The 18,132-nt window shown below is 60.6% G+C and carries 16 protein-coding genes; 6 read left to right on the forward strand and 10 right to left on the reverse strand.

Annotation, left to right across the window (positions count from 1 at the left end):
• Positions 1–21 precede the first annotated feature (21 nt).
• Together srlR and gutQ are read left to right on the forward strand one after the other, a co-directional pair.
• Positions 22–795, forward strand: a complete 774-nt coding sequence (gene srlR / locus AC2FAJ_RS17075) for a glucitol operon DNA-binding transcriptional repressor SrlR (protein ID WP_010434430.1) — start codon at positions 22–24, stop codon at positions 793–795.
• Positions 788–1,753 (forward strand): arabinose-5-phosphate isomerase GutQ, encoded by a 966-nt coding sequence (gutQ, locus tag AC2FAJ_RS17080; RefSeq protein ID WP_041908497.1) that lies wholly within the window; start codon positions 788–790, stop codon positions 1,751–1,753. The genes srlR and gutQ overlap by 8 nt, the downstream gene beginning before the upstream one ends.
• On the opposite strand, the gene norR is transcribed toward gutQ, so the two are convergent.
• A complete protein-coding gene (gene norR / locus AC2FAJ_RS17085; protein ID WP_485454345.1) occupies positions 1,750–3,264 on the reverse strand; it encodes a nitric oxide reductase transcriptional regulator NorR in 1,515 nt (504 codons plus the stop codon). The two genes, gutQ and norR, sit on opposite strands and share 4 nt — an antisense overlap.
• 187 nt (positions 3,265–3,451) lie before the next feature.
• Here norR and norV point away from each other — a divergent pair, with 187 nt between their 5' ends.
• Both norV and norW read left to right on the forward strand, forming a co-directional pair.
• Positions 3,452–4,894, forward strand: coding sequence for an anaerobic nitric oxide reductase flavorubredoxin (gene norV, locus AC2FAJ_RS17090; RefSeq protein WP_045629922.1), 1,443 nt, complete (start codon positions 3,452–3,454; stop codon positions 4,892–4,894).
• Positions 4,891–6,024 carry an NADH:flavorubredoxin reductase NorW gene (gene norW, locus AC2FAJ_RS17095; RefSeq protein ID WP_485454346.1) on the forward strand — a complete coding sequence of 378 codons (1,134 nt, stop codon included), beginning with the start codon at positions 4,891–4,893 and terminating at the stop codon, positions 6,022–6,024. The genes norV and norW overlap by 4 nt, the downstream gene beginning before the upstream one ends.
• 90 nt (positions 6,025–6,114) lie before the next feature.
• On the opposite strand, the gene AC2FAJ_RS17100 is transcribed toward norW, so the two are convergent.
• The 4 genes from AC2FAJ_RS17100 to AC2FAJ_RS17115 all read right to left on the reverse strand — a co-directional run bounded on the left by AC2FAJ_RS17100 (position 6,115) and on the right by AC2FAJ_RS17115 (position 11,054).
• Entirely contained in the window at positions 6,115–7,137 is a 1,023-nt protein-coding gene (locus AC2FAJ_RS17100; RefSeq protein ID WP_045261259.1) for a HoxN/HupN/NixA family nickel/cobalt transporter, read from the reverse strand.
• 1 nt (position 7,138) lies between these two features.
• Positions 7,139–9,355 (reverse strand): carbamoyltransferase HypF, encoded by a 2,217-nt coding sequence (hypF, locus tag AC2FAJ_RS17105; RefSeq protein WP_485454347.1) that lies wholly within the window; start codon positions 9,353–9,355, stop codon positions 7,139–7,141.
• A 6-nt stretch (positions 9,356–9,361) separates the two neighbouring features.
• Positions 9,362–9,907, reverse strand: coding sequence for an electron transport protein HydN (gene hydN / locus AC2FAJ_RS17110; protein WP_045261257.1), 546 nt, complete (start codon positions 9,905–9,907; stop codon positions 9,362–9,364).
• Between the two features lie 133 nt (positions 9,908–10,040).
• The gene (locus AC2FAJ_RS17115) at positions 10,041–11,054 is read right to left on the reverse strand and encodes a LacI family DNA-binding transcriptional regulator (RefSeq protein ID WP_032644912.1); all 1,014 of its coding nucleotides are present in this window, start codon (positions 11,052–11,054) and stop codon (positions 10,041–10,043) included.
• Positions 11,055–11,267: 213 nt separating this feature from the next.
• Here AC2FAJ_RS17115 and ascF point away from each other — a divergent pair, with 213 nt between their 5' ends.
• Positions 11,268–12,719: a PTS cellobiose/arbutin/salicin transporter subunit IIBC gene (ascF, locus tag AC2FAJ_RS17120; RefSeq protein ID WP_045261256.1), complete on the forward strand. Its 1,452-nt coding sequence runs from the start codon at positions 11,268–11,270 to the stop codon at positions 12,717–12,719.
• A gap of 18 nt (positions 12,720–12,737) precedes the next feature.
• Positions 12,738–14,162 carry a 6-phospho-beta-glucosidase gene (locus tag AC2FAJ_RS17125; RefSeq protein WP_045261255.1) on the forward strand — a complete coding sequence of 475 codons (1,425 nt, stop codon included), beginning with the start codon at positions 12,738–12,740 and terminating at the stop codon, positions 14,160–14,162.
• A 79-nt stretch (positions 14,163–14,241) separates the two neighbouring features.
• Here AC2FAJ_RS17125 and hycI read toward each other — a convergent pair whose 3' ends face one another.
• Genes hycI through hycE form a run of 5 tightly spaced genes read right to left on the reverse strand, consistent with a single transcriptional unit; the run spans position 14,242 to position 18,125 of the window.
• Positions 14,242–14,697 carry a hydrogenase maturation peptidase HycI gene (hycI, locus tag AC2FAJ_RS17130; protein WP_485454348.1) on the reverse strand — a complete coding sequence of 152 codons (456 nt, stop codon included), beginning with the start codon at positions 14,695–14,697 and terminating at the stop codon, positions 14,242–14,244.
• Complete coding sequence (locus AC2FAJ_RS17135; RefSeq protein ID WP_041908479.1) at positions 14,690–15,100, reverse strand: formate hydrogenlyase maturation HycH family protein; 411 nt, start codon at positions 15,098–15,100, stop codon at positions 14,690–14,692. The genes hycI and AC2FAJ_RS17135 overlap by 8 nt, the downstream gene beginning before the upstream one ends.
• Complete coding sequence (locus AC2FAJ_RS17140; RefSeq protein ID WP_028014210.1) at positions 15,097–15,864, reverse strand: NADH-quinone oxidoreductase subunit B family protein; 768 nt, start codon at positions 15,862–15,864, stop codon at positions 15,097–15,099. The genes AC2FAJ_RS17135 and AC2FAJ_RS17140 overlap by 4 nt, the downstream gene beginning before the upstream one ends.
• Entirely contained in the window at positions 15,864–16,406 is a 543-nt protein-coding gene (locus AC2FAJ_RS17145) for a formate hydrogenlyase complex iron-sulfur subunit (RefSeq protein WP_309257476.1), read from the reverse strand. Before AC2FAJ_RS17145 ends, AC2FAJ_RS17140 begins: the two co-directional genes overlap by 1 nt.
• A 9-nt stretch (positions 16,407–16,415) precedes the next feature.
• Positions 16,416–18,125 (reverse strand): formate hydrogenlyase subunit HycE, encoded by a 1,710-nt coding sequence (gene hycE / locus AC2FAJ_RS17150; protein ID WP_041908476.1) that lies wholly within the window; start codon positions 18,123–18,125, stop codon positions 16,416–16,418.
• Positions 18,126–18,132: the final 7 nt, after the last annotated feature.

The raw sequence follows: 18,132 nt of genomic DNA on the forward strand, positions 1-18,132 counted from the left end.
AACCTAAGGAACGAAGCGCCTATGAAACCACGTCAGCGGCAGGCGGCCATTCTCGAGCATCTGCAAAAGCAGGGAAAATGCTCGGTAGAGGATCTGGCCCACTACTTTGACACCACCGGCACGACAATACGCAAGGACCTGGTATTGCTCGAAAACTCTGGCGCCGTTATTCGCACCTACGGCGGCGTGGTGCTCAACAAGGACGAAGCGGACCCGCCAATCGATCACAAAACGCTGATCAATACCCACCAGAAAGCGCTGATTGCCGAAGCCGCCGTGAAATTTATCCAGGACGGCGATTCCATCATCCTCGACGCAGGCAGTACCGTCCTGCAGATGATCCCCCTGCTCAGCCGCTTTAACAACATCACGGTGATGACCAACAGCCTGCACATCGTCAACGCGCTGTCGGAGTTCGACAGCGAGCAGACCATCCTGATGCCCGGCGGCACCTTCCGCAAAAAATCGGCGTCCTTTCACGGCCAGCTGGCGGAGAACGCTTTCGACCACTTCAGCTTCGATAAACTGTTTATGGGCACCGACGGCATCGACCTGAACGCAGGCGTCACGACGTTTAACGAGGTGTTCAGCGTCAGTAAAGCGATGTGTAACGCCGCGCGGGAGGTGATTTTAATGGCCGACTCGTCGAAGTTTGGCCGCAAAAGCCCCAATATTGTCTGTAGCCTCGAAAGCGTTGATAAGCTGATTACCGACGCGGGTATCGATCCGGCGTTCAAAAAAGCGCTGGAAGAAAAAGGCATCGACGTGATCGTAACCGGAGAAAGAGATGAGTGATTTTCTGTTAGAAACGGGCCGCCAGACGCTGATGCTGGAGCTGCAGGAAGCCAGCCGCCTGCCGGAACGTCTGGGCGAGGATTTTGTCCGCGCCGCCAACACCATTATCCACTGCGAAGGCAAAGTGATTGTGGCGGGCATCGGTAAATCTGGCCATATCGGCAAGAAGATTGCCGCGACGCTCGCCAGCACCGGTACCCCGGCGTTCTTCGTGCATCCGGCAGAGGCGCTGCATGGCGATCTCGGGATGATCGAAAGCCGCGACGTGATGCTGTTTATCTCCTACTCCGGTTCGGCCAAAGAGCTGGATCTGATTATTCCGCGCCTGCAGGAAAAATCTGTCGCCCTGCTGGCGATGACCGGGAAACCCCGCTCGCCGCTGGCGCTGGCCGCCAAAGCGACGCTGGATATTTCCGTTGAGCGTGAAGCCTGCCCGATGCACCTCGCCCCGACCTCCAGCACCGTTAACACCCTGATGATGGGCGACGCGCTGGCGATGGCGGTAATGCAGGCGCGCGGATTCAATGAGGAAGATTTTGCCCGTTCGCATCCGGCAGGTGCGCTCGGCGCGCGACTGCTCAACAAGGTTCACCATCTGATGCGCACCGACGATGCCATTCCGCAGGTCAAACTCGATACCAGCGTGATGGACGCGATGCTGGAGCTGAGCCGCACCGGTCTGGGGCTGGTGGCGGTATGCGATGACGGCGGAAACGTGAAGGGCGTCTTCACCGACGGCGACCTGCGCCGCTGGCTGGTGGGCGGCGGCAGGCTGGAAACAAACGTGTCTGACGCCATGACCAAAGGCGGGCTGACGCTCAACGCCGACAGCCGCGCCATTGAAGCCAAAGAGGTGCTGATGAAGCGCAAAATCACCGCCGCACCGGTGGTGGACGAGCACGGCAGGCTGTGCGGCGCTATCAACCTGCAGGACTTCTACCAGGCCGGGATTATTTAACCCTTCAGCCCAAGACGCTTCGCCAGCCGGTGCAGGTTGGCGACGTCCATCTCCAGCGCCCGCGCGCACGCCGCCCAGCTGCGGTTATTCTGCTCCAGCGCGCGGGTAATCATCTGACGCTGAAACTCTTCCGTCGCTTCGCGCAGGTTTTCGATTGCGCTCTCAGGCACAGCAGGCTTCACGGTCGGGGCATTTTCCTCATGCAGCGCAAAATGGCGCGCATGAATCACCACTTCATCCCCCGAGCGCGTCGCCCTCGCCAGCACCACCGCGCGGTGAATCGCATGCTCCAGCTCGCGCACGTTGCCCGGCCAGCCGTAGCTGAGCAGATGCGCTCTCGCCCCCGGGCTAAGCACCACGCGGGACAGCCCCATTTTGAGACGGCACTGTTCGCAGAAATAACCCGCCAGCAGCACCGCGTCGTCTCCGCGCTCGCGCAGCGGCGGCACGGACAGCGGGAACACGCTCAGGCGATGGAACAGGTCGGCGCGGAACTGCCCGGCCAGCACCGCTTCGCGCAGATCCCGGTTGGTCGCAGCAAGGACCCGCACGTCCACCCGCAGGCTGCGGTCATCCCCCACGCGCTGGATGTCGCCGTACTGCAATACGCGCAGCAGCTTGGCCTGAAGTGAAAGGGAAAGCTCGCCAATCTCATCAAGAAACAGCGTGCCGTTATCGGCCATTTCAAACTTGCCGCTGCGGTTGCTGATGGCCCCGGTAAACGCCCCTTTGACGTGACCGAACAGCTCGCTCTCCGCCACGCTTTCCGGCAGCGCGGCGCAGTTGAGGTACACCAGCGGATTGACCGCGCGCGGCGACGCTTCGTGAATCGACTTCGCCACCAGCTCCTTACCGGTACCAGTCTCTCCGAAGATCAGCACGTTCAGATCGGACGCGGCGACAATCTCAATCTCTTTTTTGAGCTGCTCCATGCCCGGTGAAAGGCCGATCATCTCGGTGTGCGCCACCGGCTCAAACGCCGTCGGGCTACCGGGAAGAATATTCTGGCTCTCCAGTTGCTCTATCAGCAGCGCATTATTCAGCGCCCCGGCGGCCAGCGCGGCAATCAGCCGTAGCTCTTCGTCGCTGAAGGTGTCGAACTGATCCGGCGACATGCCGTCGAGGGTTAATGCGCCAATCAGATTCTGCCCGGCGAACAGCGGCAGGCCAATACAGGCGTGCACCTTCAGGCTCTCCTGCCCCGGAATCAGGCCGTCGTACGGATCGGGCAGATCGCTGTCTGCCGGGAAACGCACCACGTCGCCCGCGCGGGCGATGGTTTCCAGACGCGGGTGGCCCTCCAGCGTAAAGCGCCGCCCGAGTACGTCCTTCGCCAGGCCGTCGATAGCCAGCGGAATAAACTGCCGCCCTTCGTAACGCAGCAGCGCCGACGCATCGCAATCCAGCACGTGGCGCAGCGTGGAGATCAGGCGCTGAAAGCGGTCCTGATGGCCGATACCGGTCTGCAACTCAATGGCGATCTTCGCCAGCACGTCTACGGAAAAGCTCATTTTGACCTCGCTGTCATTTTGACAATGCATAATGTCATATTGACTCTTTTTAGGATAGTCATAATGACTACTCATCATGGGGCATTAAATCGCAACTTATTGAATATTAATAATTTAAAAAGTTGGCACGCAACTTGATATAAGCAAACCATCTTATTTGAAAACGCTGTATTAAGTTGAGGTTGCTATGTCTATTCTGGTTAAAAATAACATTCATTGGGTGGGTCAACGTGACTGGGAAGTGCGCGATTTCCACGGGACGGAATACAAAACGCTGCGCGGCAGCAGCTACAACAGCTATCTCATCCGCGAAGGTAAAAACGTCCTGATCGATACCGTCGATCACAAATTCAGCCGTGAGTTCGTGCAGAACCTGCGCGGTGAAATCGACCTGAATGACATCGACTACATCATCATCAACCATGCGGAAGAGGACCACGCCGGGGCGCTGACCGAACTGATGTCCCACATTCCGGATACCCCAATCTACTGCACCACCAACGCCATTGATTCAATTAACGGCCACCACCATCATCCGGAGTGGAACTTCCACACCGTAAAAACCGGCGACACGCTGGATATCGGCAACGGCAAGCAGCTGATCTTCGTCGAAACCCCGATGCTGCACTGGCCGGACAGCATGATGACCTACATGACCGGCGACGCGGTGCTGTTCAGCAACGACGCCTTCGGCCAGCACTACTGCGACGAACGCCTGTTCAATGACGAAGTGGATCAGACCGAGCTGTTCGAACAGTGTCAGCGCTACTACGCCAATATCCTCACTCCGTTCAGCCGCCTGGTGACGCCTAAAATTACCGAAATCCTCGGCTTCAACCTGCCGGTGGAGATGATTGCCACCTCCCACGGCGTGGTGTGGCGTGAAAACCCCACCCAGATCGTCGAGCTGTACCTGAAGTGGGCCGCGGATTACCAGGAAGATCGCATCACTATCTTCTACGACACCATGTCCAACAACACCCGCATGATGGCGGACGCGATTGCCCAGGGGATCAATGAAGTTGACCCGAACGTAGCGGTGAAAATCTTCAACGTGGCGCGCAGCGATAAGAACGAGGTATTGACCAATGTCTTCCGCTCCAAGGGCGTGCTGGTGGGAACCTCCACCATGAATAACGTGATGATGCCGAAGATTGCCGGCCTGGTGGAAGAGATGACCGGCCTGCGCTTTCGTAACAAACGCGCCAGCGCCTTTGGTTCACACGGCTGGAGCGGCGGCGCGGTAGACCGTCTTTCCACCCGTTTACAGGATGCGGGTTTTGAGATGTCCATGAGCCTGAAGGCGAAATGGCGTCCTGATATCGACGCGCTGGAAATCTGCCGCCAGCATGGCCGCGACATCGCCCGTCAGTGGGCGCTCGCCCCGCTTCCTGAAGTCACCGCAAAACCTGCGGAACAGCCACAAACCTGTTCTACGGCAGCCAGCGCCGATCTCGGTCCGCGCATGCAGTGCAGCGTCTGCCAGTGGATCTACGATCCTGAGCTGGGCGAACCGCTGCAGGATGTTGCCCCGGGCACGCCGTGGAGCGAGGTGCCGGACAACTTCCTCTGCCCGGAATGCTCCCTCGGCAAAGACGTCTTTGATGAACTGGCAACGGAGGCAAAATGAGCAACAGCATCGTTATCATCGGCTCGGGCTTTGCTGCCCGCCAGCTGGTGAAAAATATCCGCAAACAGGATGCAAACGTGCCGTTGACGCTGATCGCCGCCGACAGCATGGACGAGTACAACAAGCCTGATTTAAGCCACGTCATTAGCCAGAATCAGCGCGCCGATGACCTCACCCGCCAGACGGCGGGGGAGTTCGCGGAGCAGTTCAACCTGCGTCTGTTTCCGTACACCTGGGTCACCGATATCGACGCCGACGCCCACGTGGTAAAAGCGAAAGAGAAAACCTGGCAGTACGACAGGCTGGTGCTGGCGACCGGGGCATCTGCGTTTGTGCCGCCGGTTGAGGGCCGCGAGCTGATGATTACCCTCAACAGTCAGCAGGAGTATCAGGCCAGCGAAACCCGGCTACGCGATGCCGCCAGAGTGATGATCGTCGGCGGCGGGCTGATCGGCACCGAGCTGGCGATGGACTTCTGTCGGGCGGGAAAATCCGTGACCCTGGTTGACCACGCGGCCAGCATTCTGTCGGCGCTGATGCCCGCAGAAGTAAGCAGTCGCTTACAGCATCGTCTGACCGATATGGGCGTGCATCTGATGTTGAAATCGCAGCTACAAAGCCTGAGCAAAACCGAAGGCGGCATTCGTGCCATGCTCGACCGAAGCCGCAGCGTAGAAGTGGATGCGGTGGTTGCCGCGACGGGCCTGCGCCCGGAAACCGCGCTGGCGCATCGCGCAGGGGCTGAAATAAACCGCGGCGTGAAGGTAAATAGCTACCTGCAAACCACGCGGCCGGATATTTATGCCCTGGGCGACTGCGCGGAAATTAACGGCCAGGTGCTGCCCTTCCTGCAGCCGATACAATTAAGCGCCATGTATCTGGCAAAAAACCTGCTCGGCGGCAGCGCGCCGCTGAAATTACCCGCCATGCTGGTAAAGGTCAAAACGCCGGAATTGCCGCTGCATCTTGCAGGAGAAACGCAGCGTCAGGATCTGAACTGGCAAATTACCCTCGAACCGCAGGGAATGGTGGCGCGCGGCACCGATGCTGACGGTCAGATATGCGCCTTTGTCGTCAGCGAAGACCGGATGAAGGAGGCCTTCGCCCTGCTGAAATCGCTGCCTGCTTAACCCTCGTATTGCCGGGTAGCGCTCCGCTTACCCGGCCTACATGCAGACCCGCGCAAGCGTAGCGCCGCCGGGTAAAACAGGGTGGGGAGTTCAGGAACGCACCACCAGCGCGTCGTAGCCGCGCCAGCGATAGTTGGCCATGGAGATGAGCCAGCAGGCAACGAACAGCCCGACAACCACAAACCCGGCGTTGCCCAGGTTGTCATTTACCGCGCCGATCAGATCCCAGATGCCGCCGCTGAGAGCAAATTTATCCATCAGCAGGCCCAGCGCTTCCAGCCCGCCGATAAACAGCGCAACAACCACGGAGGTGCCGGTGATGGTCATGTTGTAGTAGAGCTTGCGCTGCGGTTTATCAAACGCCCAGCCGTAGGCACCGACCATCAGCAGGTTATCGAGCGTATCCACCAGCGCCATGCCGCTGGCGAAGAGCGCCGGGAAGATCATGATTGACCACACGGACATCCCGCTGGAGGCGCTGGCGGCGGAGATCCCCAGCACGCCGATTTCCGTGGCCGTGTCGAAGCCGAGGCCAAACAGGAAACCCACCAGATACATCTGCCAGCTTTTATTGACGAGGCGGAAGGTTTTACCGAACAGCCAGTTCATAACGCCCCCCTGGGCAGGCAGCGTGACGTCACCCTGCACCGTCTGGCCCTTTTTCAGCGCCTGGAAACTGCGCCAGACGCCGCGCAGGATCACCATGTTCACCAGCGCCATCGCCAGCAGGAAGGTGGCGGATACCGCAGTGCCAATCAGGCTGCCGGTTTCGTGGAACCATTCCATGTTTTTCTGAAACGCCGTGGCGGTGGCGGCGATGGCAATGGAGGCCAGCACCACGATGGTGGAGTGCCCCAGCGAGAACCACGCCCCCACCCCGCACGGGCGTTTGCCCTGCTGCATCATCTTACGCGTCACGGTATCAATGGCCGCGATGTGGTCGGCATCCACCGCATGGCGCAGCCCGTAGCACCACGCCAGCAGGCTGGCGGCCATCAGCGCCGTGCTGCCGCTAAAAGAGTGCCATGCCCATCCCCAGGCCAGCAGGTTTGCCATTACCAGAGCCAGCAGCAGAAGCGCGGCGCGAGGTTCGTTGCGTAACAGTCGTAACATTTTAAATCCTTTTTGAACATGACCGGGCAGCGGCAACCACCGCCTGCCCGAAGGAGATCGCTCCGTCACCTGCAGGCAGGCGCGAAGGAAAAAGAAGCGTAAAGTCAGAAAGATAATGACGCAGGCGCGCGCGCAGCAGACGGTTGTGCAACACGCCGCCGCTGAGACAGATTGTCGACAGCGATAAGCGTCGGGCATGGAGCGCGGCGAGTTCTGCCAGCCCTTTTGCCAGCGCGTCGTGAAACGCCCACGCGCGCTCGCAGGGCTCCGCCTGCCAGTTCAGCCACTGCTGCCAGAACAGCGCAAGGTTATTCGCTTCCAGAATCACCGGATGGTCAACGCCCGCGCACTGCGATGCCAGCGCCTCCAGCCTGCACGCTGCCTCGCCTTCGTAGCGCTGCGCGTCGATGCCCAGCGCGCAGGCGACCGCGTCAAACAAACGACCGCAGGACGACGCCTGCGGGGCGTTGATGCCACGCTGGATCGCCGTTGCCAGCAGCGGCCAGCTGTGGCGCTGAACCGCTCGCGTTTCCGGGTAGCGTTGCCAGTCCGGGACAAACGCCAGGCTGTGGGCGAGCAGATTACGCCACGGCTGCTTTGCCGCCAGATCGCCGCCCGGCAGCGCCACGGCAGGCAGGCCGCCGAGCCGTTCGCAGTCGAGATAGTTCACCCGCAGGCACTCTCCGCCCCACAGCGCGCCGTTCTCGCCCATGCCGATCCCGTCCAGCGTCAGAGCGATAGCGTCTCCGCCGCCGAGCGGCCAGCCGTTCTCCGCCAGGCACGCCGCCGCGTGAGCGTGATGATGCAGCACGGTTTCGACGGGCAGCGCCTGCTCCTGCGCCCACCGGCGCGCGCGATACCCCGGATGGGCATCGCACACCAGCTTATCAGGCTGGAAAGCGTAGATGACCTGCATCGTCGAGAGCGCGCTGCGCCACTGCGCCTCTACGCCCTCGTCGCTCAGATCGCCAAAGTGCTGGCTCAGCACCGCCTGGTTGCCGCGCACCAGGCAGAAGGTGTTTTTCATCTCTGCACCGGTGCACAGCATGGCGGGGACATTCTCAAAACCCGCGGGCAACGTGACGGCATCGGGCACAAAACCCCGGGCACGACGCAGGATAGCGCCATCCCGATCCATCACCGAATCATCCATGCGCTGCAGGATGTCGCGGTTGTGCAGCAGGAAGCCGTCCGCGATGCCGCCGAGCTCCTCCAGCGCCTGCGCGTTGGTGACGGCAGGCGGCCTGCCGCAGAGGTTGCCGGAGGTCATCACCAGCGGGCGCCGGCAGTCCATCAGCAAAAGATGCTGGAGCGGGTTCGCGGGCAGCATCACGCCTACGCAGTCGAGCCCTGGGGCAATTTCCTCGGGAAACGCGGGAAGCGAAGCTTTCGGCGTCAGCACGATCGGTGCCGCGGGCGAGCGTAACAGCGTCTGTATCGTCTCCGGCAGATCGTCCGCATCCGGTAGCATCACCGCCAGCGGCTTCGTCGGGCGCTGCTTGCGTGCCCGCAGCGTCGCCACTGCCTGCGGGTTAAGCGCGTCGCAGACCAGATGAAATCCCCCCAGCCCTTTAACCGCCACGATCCCGCCGTTTTTCAGCCTCTTCACCGCCGCGTTTAAGGCCGATTCGCGAGTGGCAATAGTGTCTCCGGCTCGCCATTCCAGCTGCGGCCCGCAGTCCGGGCAGGCCACCGGCTGGGCGTGGAAGCGGCGGTCGGCCGGGTTGCGGTACTCGGTTTCGCACGGCGCGCAGAGCGGGAATGCGGCCATTGCCGTGGCCGGGCGGTCATAGGGCATGGCGCGGATAATGGTAAACCGCGGCCCGCAGTGGGTGCAGTTGATAAACGGGTAGCGATAGCGGCGCTCGCCGGGGTCGCGCATTTCAGCCAGACACGCCGGGCAGGTGGCGGCATCCGGCACGATTTGCGTATCCATCGCCCCGCGATCGCTGTGGCGGATGGTAAAGTCCTCAGGCATGTCCGCCCAGGTGAACGGCTGCGTTTCAACGCGATCGATGCGCGCCAGCGGTGGGCAGTCCTGATGCAGCCTCGCGGTAAAGTCCCCCCCATTACCCGCGAGACGCACCAGGACACCCTCTCCGTCGTTGCAGACATCGCCCACAAGCTTCAGCCGGTGTGCCAGCTGCCAGACGAAGGGCCGAAACCCCACGCCCTGCACTTTGCCGCGCACCCGAAGCAGTACGCCGTTAACGCTCATCGCAGCTTAAAACAGCAGCGATGACGAGGTGTCGAACGCCGCGCGACGGCGTTTTTCTGCGCTCATCTGCTCAAGCTTGTCACGATCCACGCAGACCAGCGCGTGCGTAGGGCAGGCCTCCATACAGGCCGGGCCGGCTTCGCGGTGATAGCAAAGATCGCATTTATTGGCTTCGGCTTTCTCCGCCCGCACGCTCAGCCCCATGCCGCTGTTGCGCACCACCGGGCGGACAACCACCTCCATCGCGCCATACGGACAGGCCACCACGCAGGTTTTGCAGCCAATGCAGCGCTCCTGCATCACGTGCACAAAGCCCTTCTCGCGCTTAATCGCCCCGTTCGGGCAGACGTTCGCGCACGGCGCATCTTCGCACTGGCGACAGATGGCGGCGGTGGAAATATTCACACCTTTAATGACGTGAATGCGCGGCAGGAAGGTATCGGGAGTGAGAGAGGCGCAATCCTGCTCCACCTGGTGGGAAACCACGCACGCCACTTCACAGGTACGGCAACCAATGCACTTGCTGGCATCGGCCATAATAAAACGGTTCATCTGCTTCTCCGGCATAACTGTTATGCGCGAAGCTATTCATAAACCGTGCCAATATTTAACACACTGATTTTTAAGAATAATAAAAACGCAGCGTTTCTGTCATCGTCATTAGTGACGATGACAGATGTCGACGTCAGCGGTGCGGGCCATCGGTAACGGAGTCGCGCAGGACAAGCTCGCCAGAAAAGGTTTGCTGATATTTGAACTCTCCGCCGTCGAGCATGAAAATCAGGCGACTGACGATCTCCTGGATCATCGCCGTCACCGGAATACGCACGCTGGAGAGCGACGGCACGATGTAGGGCGCAATCGCCACGTCGTCAAAGCCGATGACGGACACCGCGTCCGGCGTGGCGACGCCGCTGTCGTGCAGCTGCTTGATGGCGCCGATCGCCATATCGTCGTTGCTCGCCACCAGCGCGGTAAACGGTTCGCCGCGGGAGAGGAGTTGAGTGACCGCCGCCGCGCCGCTGGCCGGGTTCCACTTCCCTTCGGCGATAAGCGCGTCACGCGCTGCAATACCGTGCTGCGCCAGCGCATCCCTGTAACCGGAAAGACGCTCAACCCCGGTGGGGGAATCCAGCGAACCGGTGATAAAGGCAATCTCCCGGTGCCCTTTCGCAATCAGCTGCGACACCGCGTCCTGACACGAGGCTTTATGATCGGACCAGACGCTGTGGCTGCTGTTTTTCCGCAGGCGGCGGTTAAGCACCATAATCGGCTGCTCGCATTTCTCGACGAGCTCGTCCAGCTCTTCCACGCTCAGAAAACGCGGGTAGATAATTACCGCATCGCAGCGCATATCCAGTAGATACTGGATCGCCTCGCGCTCTTCTTCGGCGCTGTGCTTGCCGTCGGCGAGGATCAGCTGCCGCCCTTTTTCTTCCGTCATCCGCGCGGCGTTAAACAGCAGCTCGCTAAAGTAGACGCCGTGATACAGGGTGTTGGTCACTACCAGCCCAAGCGTCTGGGTGCGTTTGGTCGCCAGGTTTCGCGCCAGCAAGTTCGGGCGATAGCCGCTCTCTTCAATGGCCTGAAAAACCCGGTCTTTAGTCTCCTGGCTAACGTAGCCGTTGCCCGACAACACCCGGGAGACCGTCGCTTTCGACACGCCTGCCCGCTTCGCCACTTCCAGCATCGTGGTCATATTGTTCTTCCATCCGAAACTCGTGCGGGCAGTGTACTGCACCGCGAAAAAATTGTCGCAGCGACGACGTCACGCTTTCTACACCCCACTGCGATCTTCATCACGAAAAGAAAAAATGTCCAAAAAGCGGTCTTGTTTCAACAAAAGAAACTCATGATGATTATGTGGAACCGGTTTCCTACATTTCACACAACGATAACAGGAACAGATCCGATGGCCAAAAACTACGCTGCGCTGGCAAACGACGTTATCAGCGCGCTGGGCGGCAAAGAGAACATCGTCGCCGTCACACACTGCATGACGCGCCTGCGTTTCGTTCTGAAAGACGAAAATCTTACCGACGTTGCGCGCCTGAAAAGCATCAGCGGCGTGCTTGGCGTGGTGCGTAACGACAACCAGTGCCAGGTGATTATTGGCAACACGGTTTCACAGGCGTACCGCGAAGTAGTGAGCCTGCTGCCCGTTGACCTGCAGCCCGTGGTACCGGAAGGCCCGCAGAAGCTGACGTTACGCCGCATTGGCGCCGGGATCCTCGACGCGCTGATCGGCACCATGTCGCCGCTGATCCCGGCGATCATCGGCGGTTCGATGGTCAAGCTGCTGGCGATGATCCTCGAAATGACTGGCGTGCTGGAAAAAGGCGCGCCGACGCTCACCATTTTGACGGTTATTGGCGACGGGGCGTTCTTCTTCCTGCCGCTGATGGTGGCGGCCTCGGCGGCGGTGAAGTTTAAAACCAACATGTCGCTGGCGATTGCCATCGCGGGCGTGCTGGTGCACCCGAGCTTTATCGAGCTAATGGCGAAAGCCGCGCAGGGCGAGCACGTTGAGTTCGCCTTTATTCCGGTGACGGCGGTGAAATACACCTATACCGTCATCCCGGCGCTGGTCATGACCTGGTGCCTGTCGTATATCGAACGCTGGGTGGATCGCATCACCCCGGCGGTGACCAAAAACTTCCTCAAGCCGATGCTGATCGTGCTGATTGCCGCCCCGCTCGCCATCGTGCTGATTGGCCCGCTGGGGATCTGGATCGGTAGCGCCATCTCCGCGCTGGTTTACACCATTCACGGCTACCTGGGCTGGCTCTCCGTCGCCATCATGGGCGCGCTGTGGCCGCTGCTGGTGATGACCGGGATGCACCGCGTGTTTACGCCGACCATCATTCAGACCATTGCCGAAACGGGCAAAGAAGGAATGGTGATGCCGTCAGAAATCGGCGCCAACCTGTCGCTCGGCGGCTCGTCGCTGGCGGTGGCATGGAAAACGAAAAACCCGGAACTGCGCCAGACGGCGCTGGCCGCGGCGGCCTCCGCCATCATGGCGGGGATCTCTGAACCGGCCCTGTACGGCGTAGCGGTACGCCTGAAGCGTCCGCTGATTGCGAGCCTGATCAGCGGCTTTATCTGCGGCGCGGTGGCGGGTATGGCAGGCCTTGCCAGCCACTCGATGGCGGCGCCGGGGCTGTTTACCAGCGTGCAGTTCTTCGACCCGGCCAACCCAATGACCATCGTCTGGGTGTTTGGCGTAATGGGGCTGGCCGTGGTGCTGTCATTTGTTCTGACCCTGCTTTTAGGGTTTGAGGATATCCCGGTCGAAGACGAGGCTGAAAAAGCGCGCGCCCTGCAGACCGCACCGGTACAGAACAACGCAGCAAAAGCATAAATTGAAAGCGAGGTAAGAATGTCTGTTTTTCCACAAGGATTTTTATGGGGCGGCGCGCTTGCCGCCAACCAGAGTGAAGGTGCTTACCGTGAAGGCGGCAAAGGACTGACGACGGTCGATATGATCCCCCACGGCGCGAACCGCCTGGCGGTGAAGCTGGGTAAGGAAAAGCGTTTTTCGCTGCGTGACGATGAGTTTTACCCGAGCCATGAAGCGATTGATTTTTACCATCGCTATAAAGAGGACATCGCCCTGATGGCGGAGATGGGCTTTACGGTGTTCCGCACCTCGATTGCCTGGAGCCGCCTCTATCCGAACGGCGACGAGCCGCTGCCAAACAAAGAGGGCATCGCCTTCTACCGCGCGGTGTTCGAGGAGTGCAAAAAGTACAACATTGAGCCGCTGGTAACGCTTTGCCACTTCGATGTGCCGATGCACCTGGTGACGGAGTACGGCTCCTGGCGCAACCGTAAGATGGTCGATTTCTTCGCCCGCTACGCCCGCACCTGCTTCGAGGAATTTAACGGGCTGGTGAAATACTGGCTGACCTTCAACGAAATCAACATCATGCTGCACAGCCCGTTCTCCGGCGCGGGGCTGGTGTTTGAGGAAGGTGAAAACGAGGATCAGGTGAAATACCAGGCCGCGCACCACGAGCTGGTGGCCAGTGCGCTGGCGACAAAAATCGCTCACGAGGTAAACCCGGAAAACCAGGTCGGCTGCATGCTGGCTGGCGGTAACTTCTACCCGTACTCCTGCAAACCGGAAGACGTGTGGATGGCGCTGGAGAAAGACCGCGAGAACCTGTTCTTTATCGACGTGCAGGCGCGCGGCAGCTATCCGGCCTACTCCGCCCGCGTGTTCCGCGAGAAAGGCGTCGTGATTGTGAAAGACCCAGGCGATGACGAACTGCTGAAAAATACCGTCGACTTTGTCTCGTTCAGCTATTACGCCTCGCGCTGCGCGTCGGCGGACATGAACGCGGGCAACACCAGCGCGGCAAACATCGTGAAGTCCCTGCGTAACCCGCATATTCAGGTAAGCGAGTGGGGCTGGGGCATCGATCCGCTCGGCCTGCGTATCACCATGAACATGATGTACGACCGCTACCAGAAGCCGCTGTTCCTGGTGGAAAACGGCCTGGGAGCGAAGGACGTCATTGATGAAAACGGCGAGATCAACGACGACTACCGCATCAGCTACCTGCGCGAGCATATCCGCGCGATGGGCGATGCGATTGAGGACGGCGTGCCGCTGATGGGCTACACCACCTGGGGCTGCATCGACCTGGTGTCGGCCTCAACGGGCGAGATGAGCAAGCGCTACGGGTTTGTGTACGTTGACCGCGACGATGCCGGCAACGGGACGCTGGACCGCAAGCGCAAGAAATCGTTCTGGTGGTATAAAAAGGTGATTGCGAGTAACGGGGCGGATCTGGCGTAGCCAGTTGCCCGGTGGCGCTGCGCTTACCGGGCCTACGGTTTTGTAGGCCGGGTAAGGCGTCGCCGCCACCCGGCACTGCTCAGAGCGGAGAAAACCCTCCATCCCCAACCCACTCCGCCAGCCGCGAATACACATCTTCCACCGCCGCCTTCACCGGCGGCGTCATCGGGTAATAAAACCCGACAATGTCCGGCTGGATCCCTAAAAACAGCACCTCGCCCACGTCGTCTTTAATCTGATCGACCAGGTAGTTCAGCGGCATATTGTGGGTGGTCATCATAAACATCTCGGCGATGTCGTCCGGATCAATCAGGCGGATTTCGCCCGGGTTCAGCCCCATATCGGTGGCATCGACAATCAACAGCCTTTCCGGACGCAGCTCGCGAATGGCGACCACATCGTTTTCCGGCGCGCTGCCGCCGTCAATCACCACCCAGTCGCCCTGCGGTTTTGCGGCGCACATCTCCGCCAGCAGCGGGCCCGCGCCGTCGTCGCCCATCATGCTGTTGCCGACACACAGTAAAACGTCAGTCACGTAATCTCCTCACCATCAGGTAGATGGCGCTCTCCTGATGAATATCGTGCAGCATGCCGAGCAGCGTTTTGCTCCACGCCTGCTGCGCCGGGGTTTGCCTGCCGAGCGCCGCGTCAAAGGCGTTGGCGAGCATTGTGATATGGTTGGCGTCGATGACGATCTCGCCATACTTCGGCACGCCCTCCATCTTGCGCCGCGCGGTGCTGCCCTCCTCCAGCGTGGCGATCCACGCCAGGTATTCCGGCCACGGGCAGGTTAGCGCCGCCTCCAGACAGTCGATCACCCCGAGGTGGTGCCCAATCGCCAGGCTGTAATAGACCACCTGCTGCGCCGCATCCGGCGTGGCATCGTTCTCATCAATAAACTTACGGCTCAGCTGGCTGAACACCACCGTTTCACTCATCGGATACGCGCCTCATCCACAATGCTGTTCAGGTTTGCCACGATCTCATTGAGACGCGGATCGTTTTCCGCTTCCAGCCAGCGCGCCACCTGATGGTCGCCCTGGCTCAGCAGGCGCAGGTAATCGTCGGCAATCTGACGCCCGTAGCGATAGCCCGCCAGCCTGCGCGCCGTGCGGTCCACCTTCACGCGCAGCGGCTGGACCATGTCCGGATGCAGAATGGCCGCGGGCTGGTTGTCGATCTCGCCAGGTGCGCGGGCATGGATCTTCTGCTCCAGCAGGCCGAGCGCCATCGCAAAGCCGTACAGCGTGGCGGCAGGCGTCGGCGGGCAGCCCGGAATATAGACATCCACCGGCACGATTTTGTCGGTGCCGCCCCAGACGCAATAAAGATCGTGGAAGATGCCGCCGCTGTTGCCGCAGGCGCCGTAGGAGATGCAGATTTTCGGATCCGGCGCGGACTGCCAGGCGCGCAGCGCGGGCGATCGCATGGCGCGGGTCACCGCCCCGGTAAACAGCAGAATGTCCGCATGACGCGGGGACGGTACCACTTTGATGCCGAAGCGTTCGGCGTCAAACAGCGGCGACAGGGTGGCGAAGATCTCGATCTCACAGCCGTTGCAGCCGCCGCAGTCCACGCGGTAGACGTAGGCTGAGCGTTTGATTTTTTTCAGTAGCGACGCTTTCATGCTGGCGATGGACTCCTCCACCGTCAGCGGCACCGGAATGCCGTTATCGTCGCGCGGGCCGAGTAAGTTTTCCATCAGCTGGCCTCTCTCATATGGCGGGTAATATCAATGCGGTCGGACGGCAGCAGGCACTTCTGACGCTTACACTCCGGGCAGGTTTCGAAGCTTTCGCGGTGATGCTCCGCGCGGGCGTCGCCGTTGTGCTGCAGCAGCGCGATGGCGTAGTCGATCTCTTTTTGCACGGCGAACGGACGCTTGCAGACGCGACAACTGCACAGCGCAAAGCGCGACTGCTGCAGAAAATCGGCTTTCTTCCACACCGCCAGCTCGTACTCCTGCGACAGGCGAATGGCGACCGTCGGGCAGACCTCCTCGCAGCGGCCGCAGAAGATGCAGCGTCCAAGGTTAAACTGCCAGGCCAGCTCGCCGGTTTTGAGATCCGTTTCCACCGTCAGGGCGTTCGACGGACAGGCATTGACGCAGGCCGCGCAGCCGATGCACTGCTGCGGGTTGTGCTCCGGCTTGCCGCGAAAGTTTTTATCCACCGGGATCGGCTCCAGCGGATAGCTGCTGGTCTGCGCGCCGGTTTTGATCACTTTTTTGATAAAGGTAAACATGGCGTGTCCTTATTTCAGCGGCGAGTTCTTGCGCTCGATGCTGTAGCGCTCAAGCTCTTTGTACGGCACTACCTGGCTTTTCTTCTTGCGCACGTCCACCACCGTCATGCGGTCAGTGCAGGAGTAGCACGGATCGAGGCTGCCGATGATCAGCGGCGCGTCAGAGACCGTGTTACCGCGCAGCATATAGCGCAGGGTAGGCCAGTTGGCGTAGGTCGCCGCGCGACAGCGCCAGCGGTAGAGCTTCTGATTGTCGCCGGTCATGCTCCAGTGGATATCATCCCCTCGCGGCGCTTCGGCAAAGCCGAGGGCAAAGCGGTTTGGAATGTAGGTGAAGCCCTCCACCATCAGCGGACCGCCCGGCAGGTTGTCCAGGCCGAAGTCGATCATGTTCAGGGCGGTGTAGACCTCGTTGATACGCACCTTGAGGCGAGAAATAACGTCGCAGCCCTGTTCGCTGTGCACGGTCATCGGCAGCAGGCCGTAGCCGACGAACGGGTGATCGGCGCGGGTGTCACGGGCGTGGCCGCTGGCGCGCACCATCGGGCCGACATTGCTGAAGTCGCGGGCAATTTCCGGATCAAGACGACCAATCCCGACGGTGCGCTGCTCGATGTTTGGCGTGCTGAGCAGCATGTCCACCAGCTCCTGCACGTCCCGGCGCATCTGCTGCGCCAGCTGGCGGGTCTTGATCATGTCGTCTTTCAGCAGGTCGCGGCGGATCCCGCCGATCAGGTTCAGGCCGTAAGTTTTACGCGCCCCGGTGAGGATCTCCGCCATCTTCATCGACGCTTCGCGCACGCGGAAGAACTGCATAAACCCGGAGTCAAAGCCGACGAAGTGGCAGGCAAGGCCGAGATTCAGCAGGTGCGAATGCAGGCGCTCCACCTCCAGCAGAATAGCGCGGATCATCTGCGCGCGCTCCGGCACCACGATCCCCATACCGTTCTCCACCGAGGTGGTGTAGGCGGTGCTGTGGGCGAAGCCGCAGATGCCGCACACGCGGTCAGAGAGGAACGTGACCTCGTTGTAGCCCATGCGGGTTTCCGCCAGCTTCTCCATGCCGCGGTGGACGTAGAACAGGCGGTAGTCGGCGTCGATGATATTCTCGCCGTCGACGAACAGGCGGAAGTGGCCCGGTTCGTCGGAGGTGACGTGCAGCGGGCCGATCGGCACCACGTTGTTCTTCTTGCTGCCCAGCTCGTTGATGAACTCGTAGGTTTCGCTGTCGGTGGTCGGGGCCGGACGCTGGCGGTAATCCATGCTGTCCTTGCGCAGCGGATAGAGTTCATCCGGCCAGTCGTCCGGCAGCACCAGACGACGCTCGTCGGGCAGGCCGACCGGCACCAGGCCGTACATGTCGCGCACCTCGCGCTCACCCCAGACGGCGGCAGGAACGCGCGGCGTTACGGACGGGTATTCCGGCTTATTCGGGTCGACCTCGACGCGCACGGTGAGCCAGCACTTCTCGCCCTGCTCCATCGACATCACGTAGTACACCGCGTAGTTACCGCACAGCTGGCGCTCGTCGTTACCGAACAGCACCGACAGCCAGCCGCCCTGCTGGTAATAGAGAAACTCCACCACTTCCGGCAGGTAGTTCACCTTCACGGTAATGGTGATCTGATCTTTGGTTTGCCAGGACTCCTCCAGCACCACGCCGGGGAAAGCCTGATGCAACGCGGCGAGATACTGCTGACCTTTCTTTTCTTCAGACATAAACACT

The sequence above is a fragment of the Enterobacter cloacae complex sp. 385G4 genome (assembly GCF_057320665.1).

Coding starts and splice junctions, on each gene's coding strand:
- gutQ (WP_041908497.1), top strand. CDS start 788: ATGAGTGATTTTCTGTTAGAAACGGGCCGCCAGACGCTGATGCTGGAG.
- AC2FAJ_RS17115 (WP_032644912.1), bottom strand. CDS start 11,054: ATGACCACGATGCTGGAAGTGGCGAAGCGGGCAGGCGTGTCGAAAGCG.
- srlR (WP_010434430.1), top strand. CDS start 22: ATGAAACCACGTCAGCGGCAGGCGGCCATTCTCGAGCATCTGCAAAAG.
- hypF (WP_485454347.1), bottom strand. CDS start 9,355: ATGAGCGTTAACGGCGTACTGCTTCGGGTGCGCGGCAAAGTGCAGGGC.
- AC2FAJ_RS17140 (WP_028014210.1), bottom strand. CDS start 15,864: ATGGAAAACTTACTCGGCCCGCGCGACGATAACGGCATTCCGGTGCCG.
- hycE (WP_041908476.1), bottom strand. CDS start 18,125: ATGTCTGAAGAAAAGAAAGGTCAGCAGTATCTCGCCGCGTTGCATCAG.
- AC2FAJ_RS17100 (WP_045261259.1), bottom strand. CDS start 7,137: ATGTTACGACTGTTACGCAACGAACCTCGCGCCGCGCTTCTGCTGCTG.
- AC2FAJ_RS17135 (WP_041908479.1), bottom strand. CDS start 15,100: ATGAGTGAAACGGTGGTGTTCAGCCAGCTGAGCCGTAAGTTTATTGAT.
- hydN (WP_045261257.1), bottom strand. CDS start 9,907: ATGAACCGTTTTATTATGGCCGATGCCAGCAAGTGCATTGGTTGCCGT.
- AC2FAJ_RS17125 (WP_045261255.1), top strand. CDS start 12,738: ATGTCTGTTTTTCCACAAGGATTTTTATGGGGCGGCGCGCTTGCCGCC.
- norR (WP_485454345.1), bottom strand. CDS start 3,264: ATGAGCTTTTCCGTAGACGTGCTGGCGAAGATCGCCATTGAGTTGCAG.
- AC2FAJ_RS17145 (WP_309257476.1), bottom strand. CDS start 16,406: ATGTTTACCTTTATCAAAAAAGTGATCAAAACCGGCGCGCAGACCAGC.
- ascF (WP_045261256.1), top strand. CDS start 11,268: ATGGCCAAAAACTACGCTGCGCTGGCAAACGACGTTATCAGCGCGCTG.
- norV (WP_045629922.1), top strand. CDS start 3,452: ATGTCTATTCTGGTTAAAAATAACATTCATTGGGTGGGTCAACGTGAC.
- norW (WP_485454346.1), top strand. CDS start 4,891: ATGAGCAACAGCATCGTTATCATCGGCTCGGGCTTTGCTGCCCGCCAG.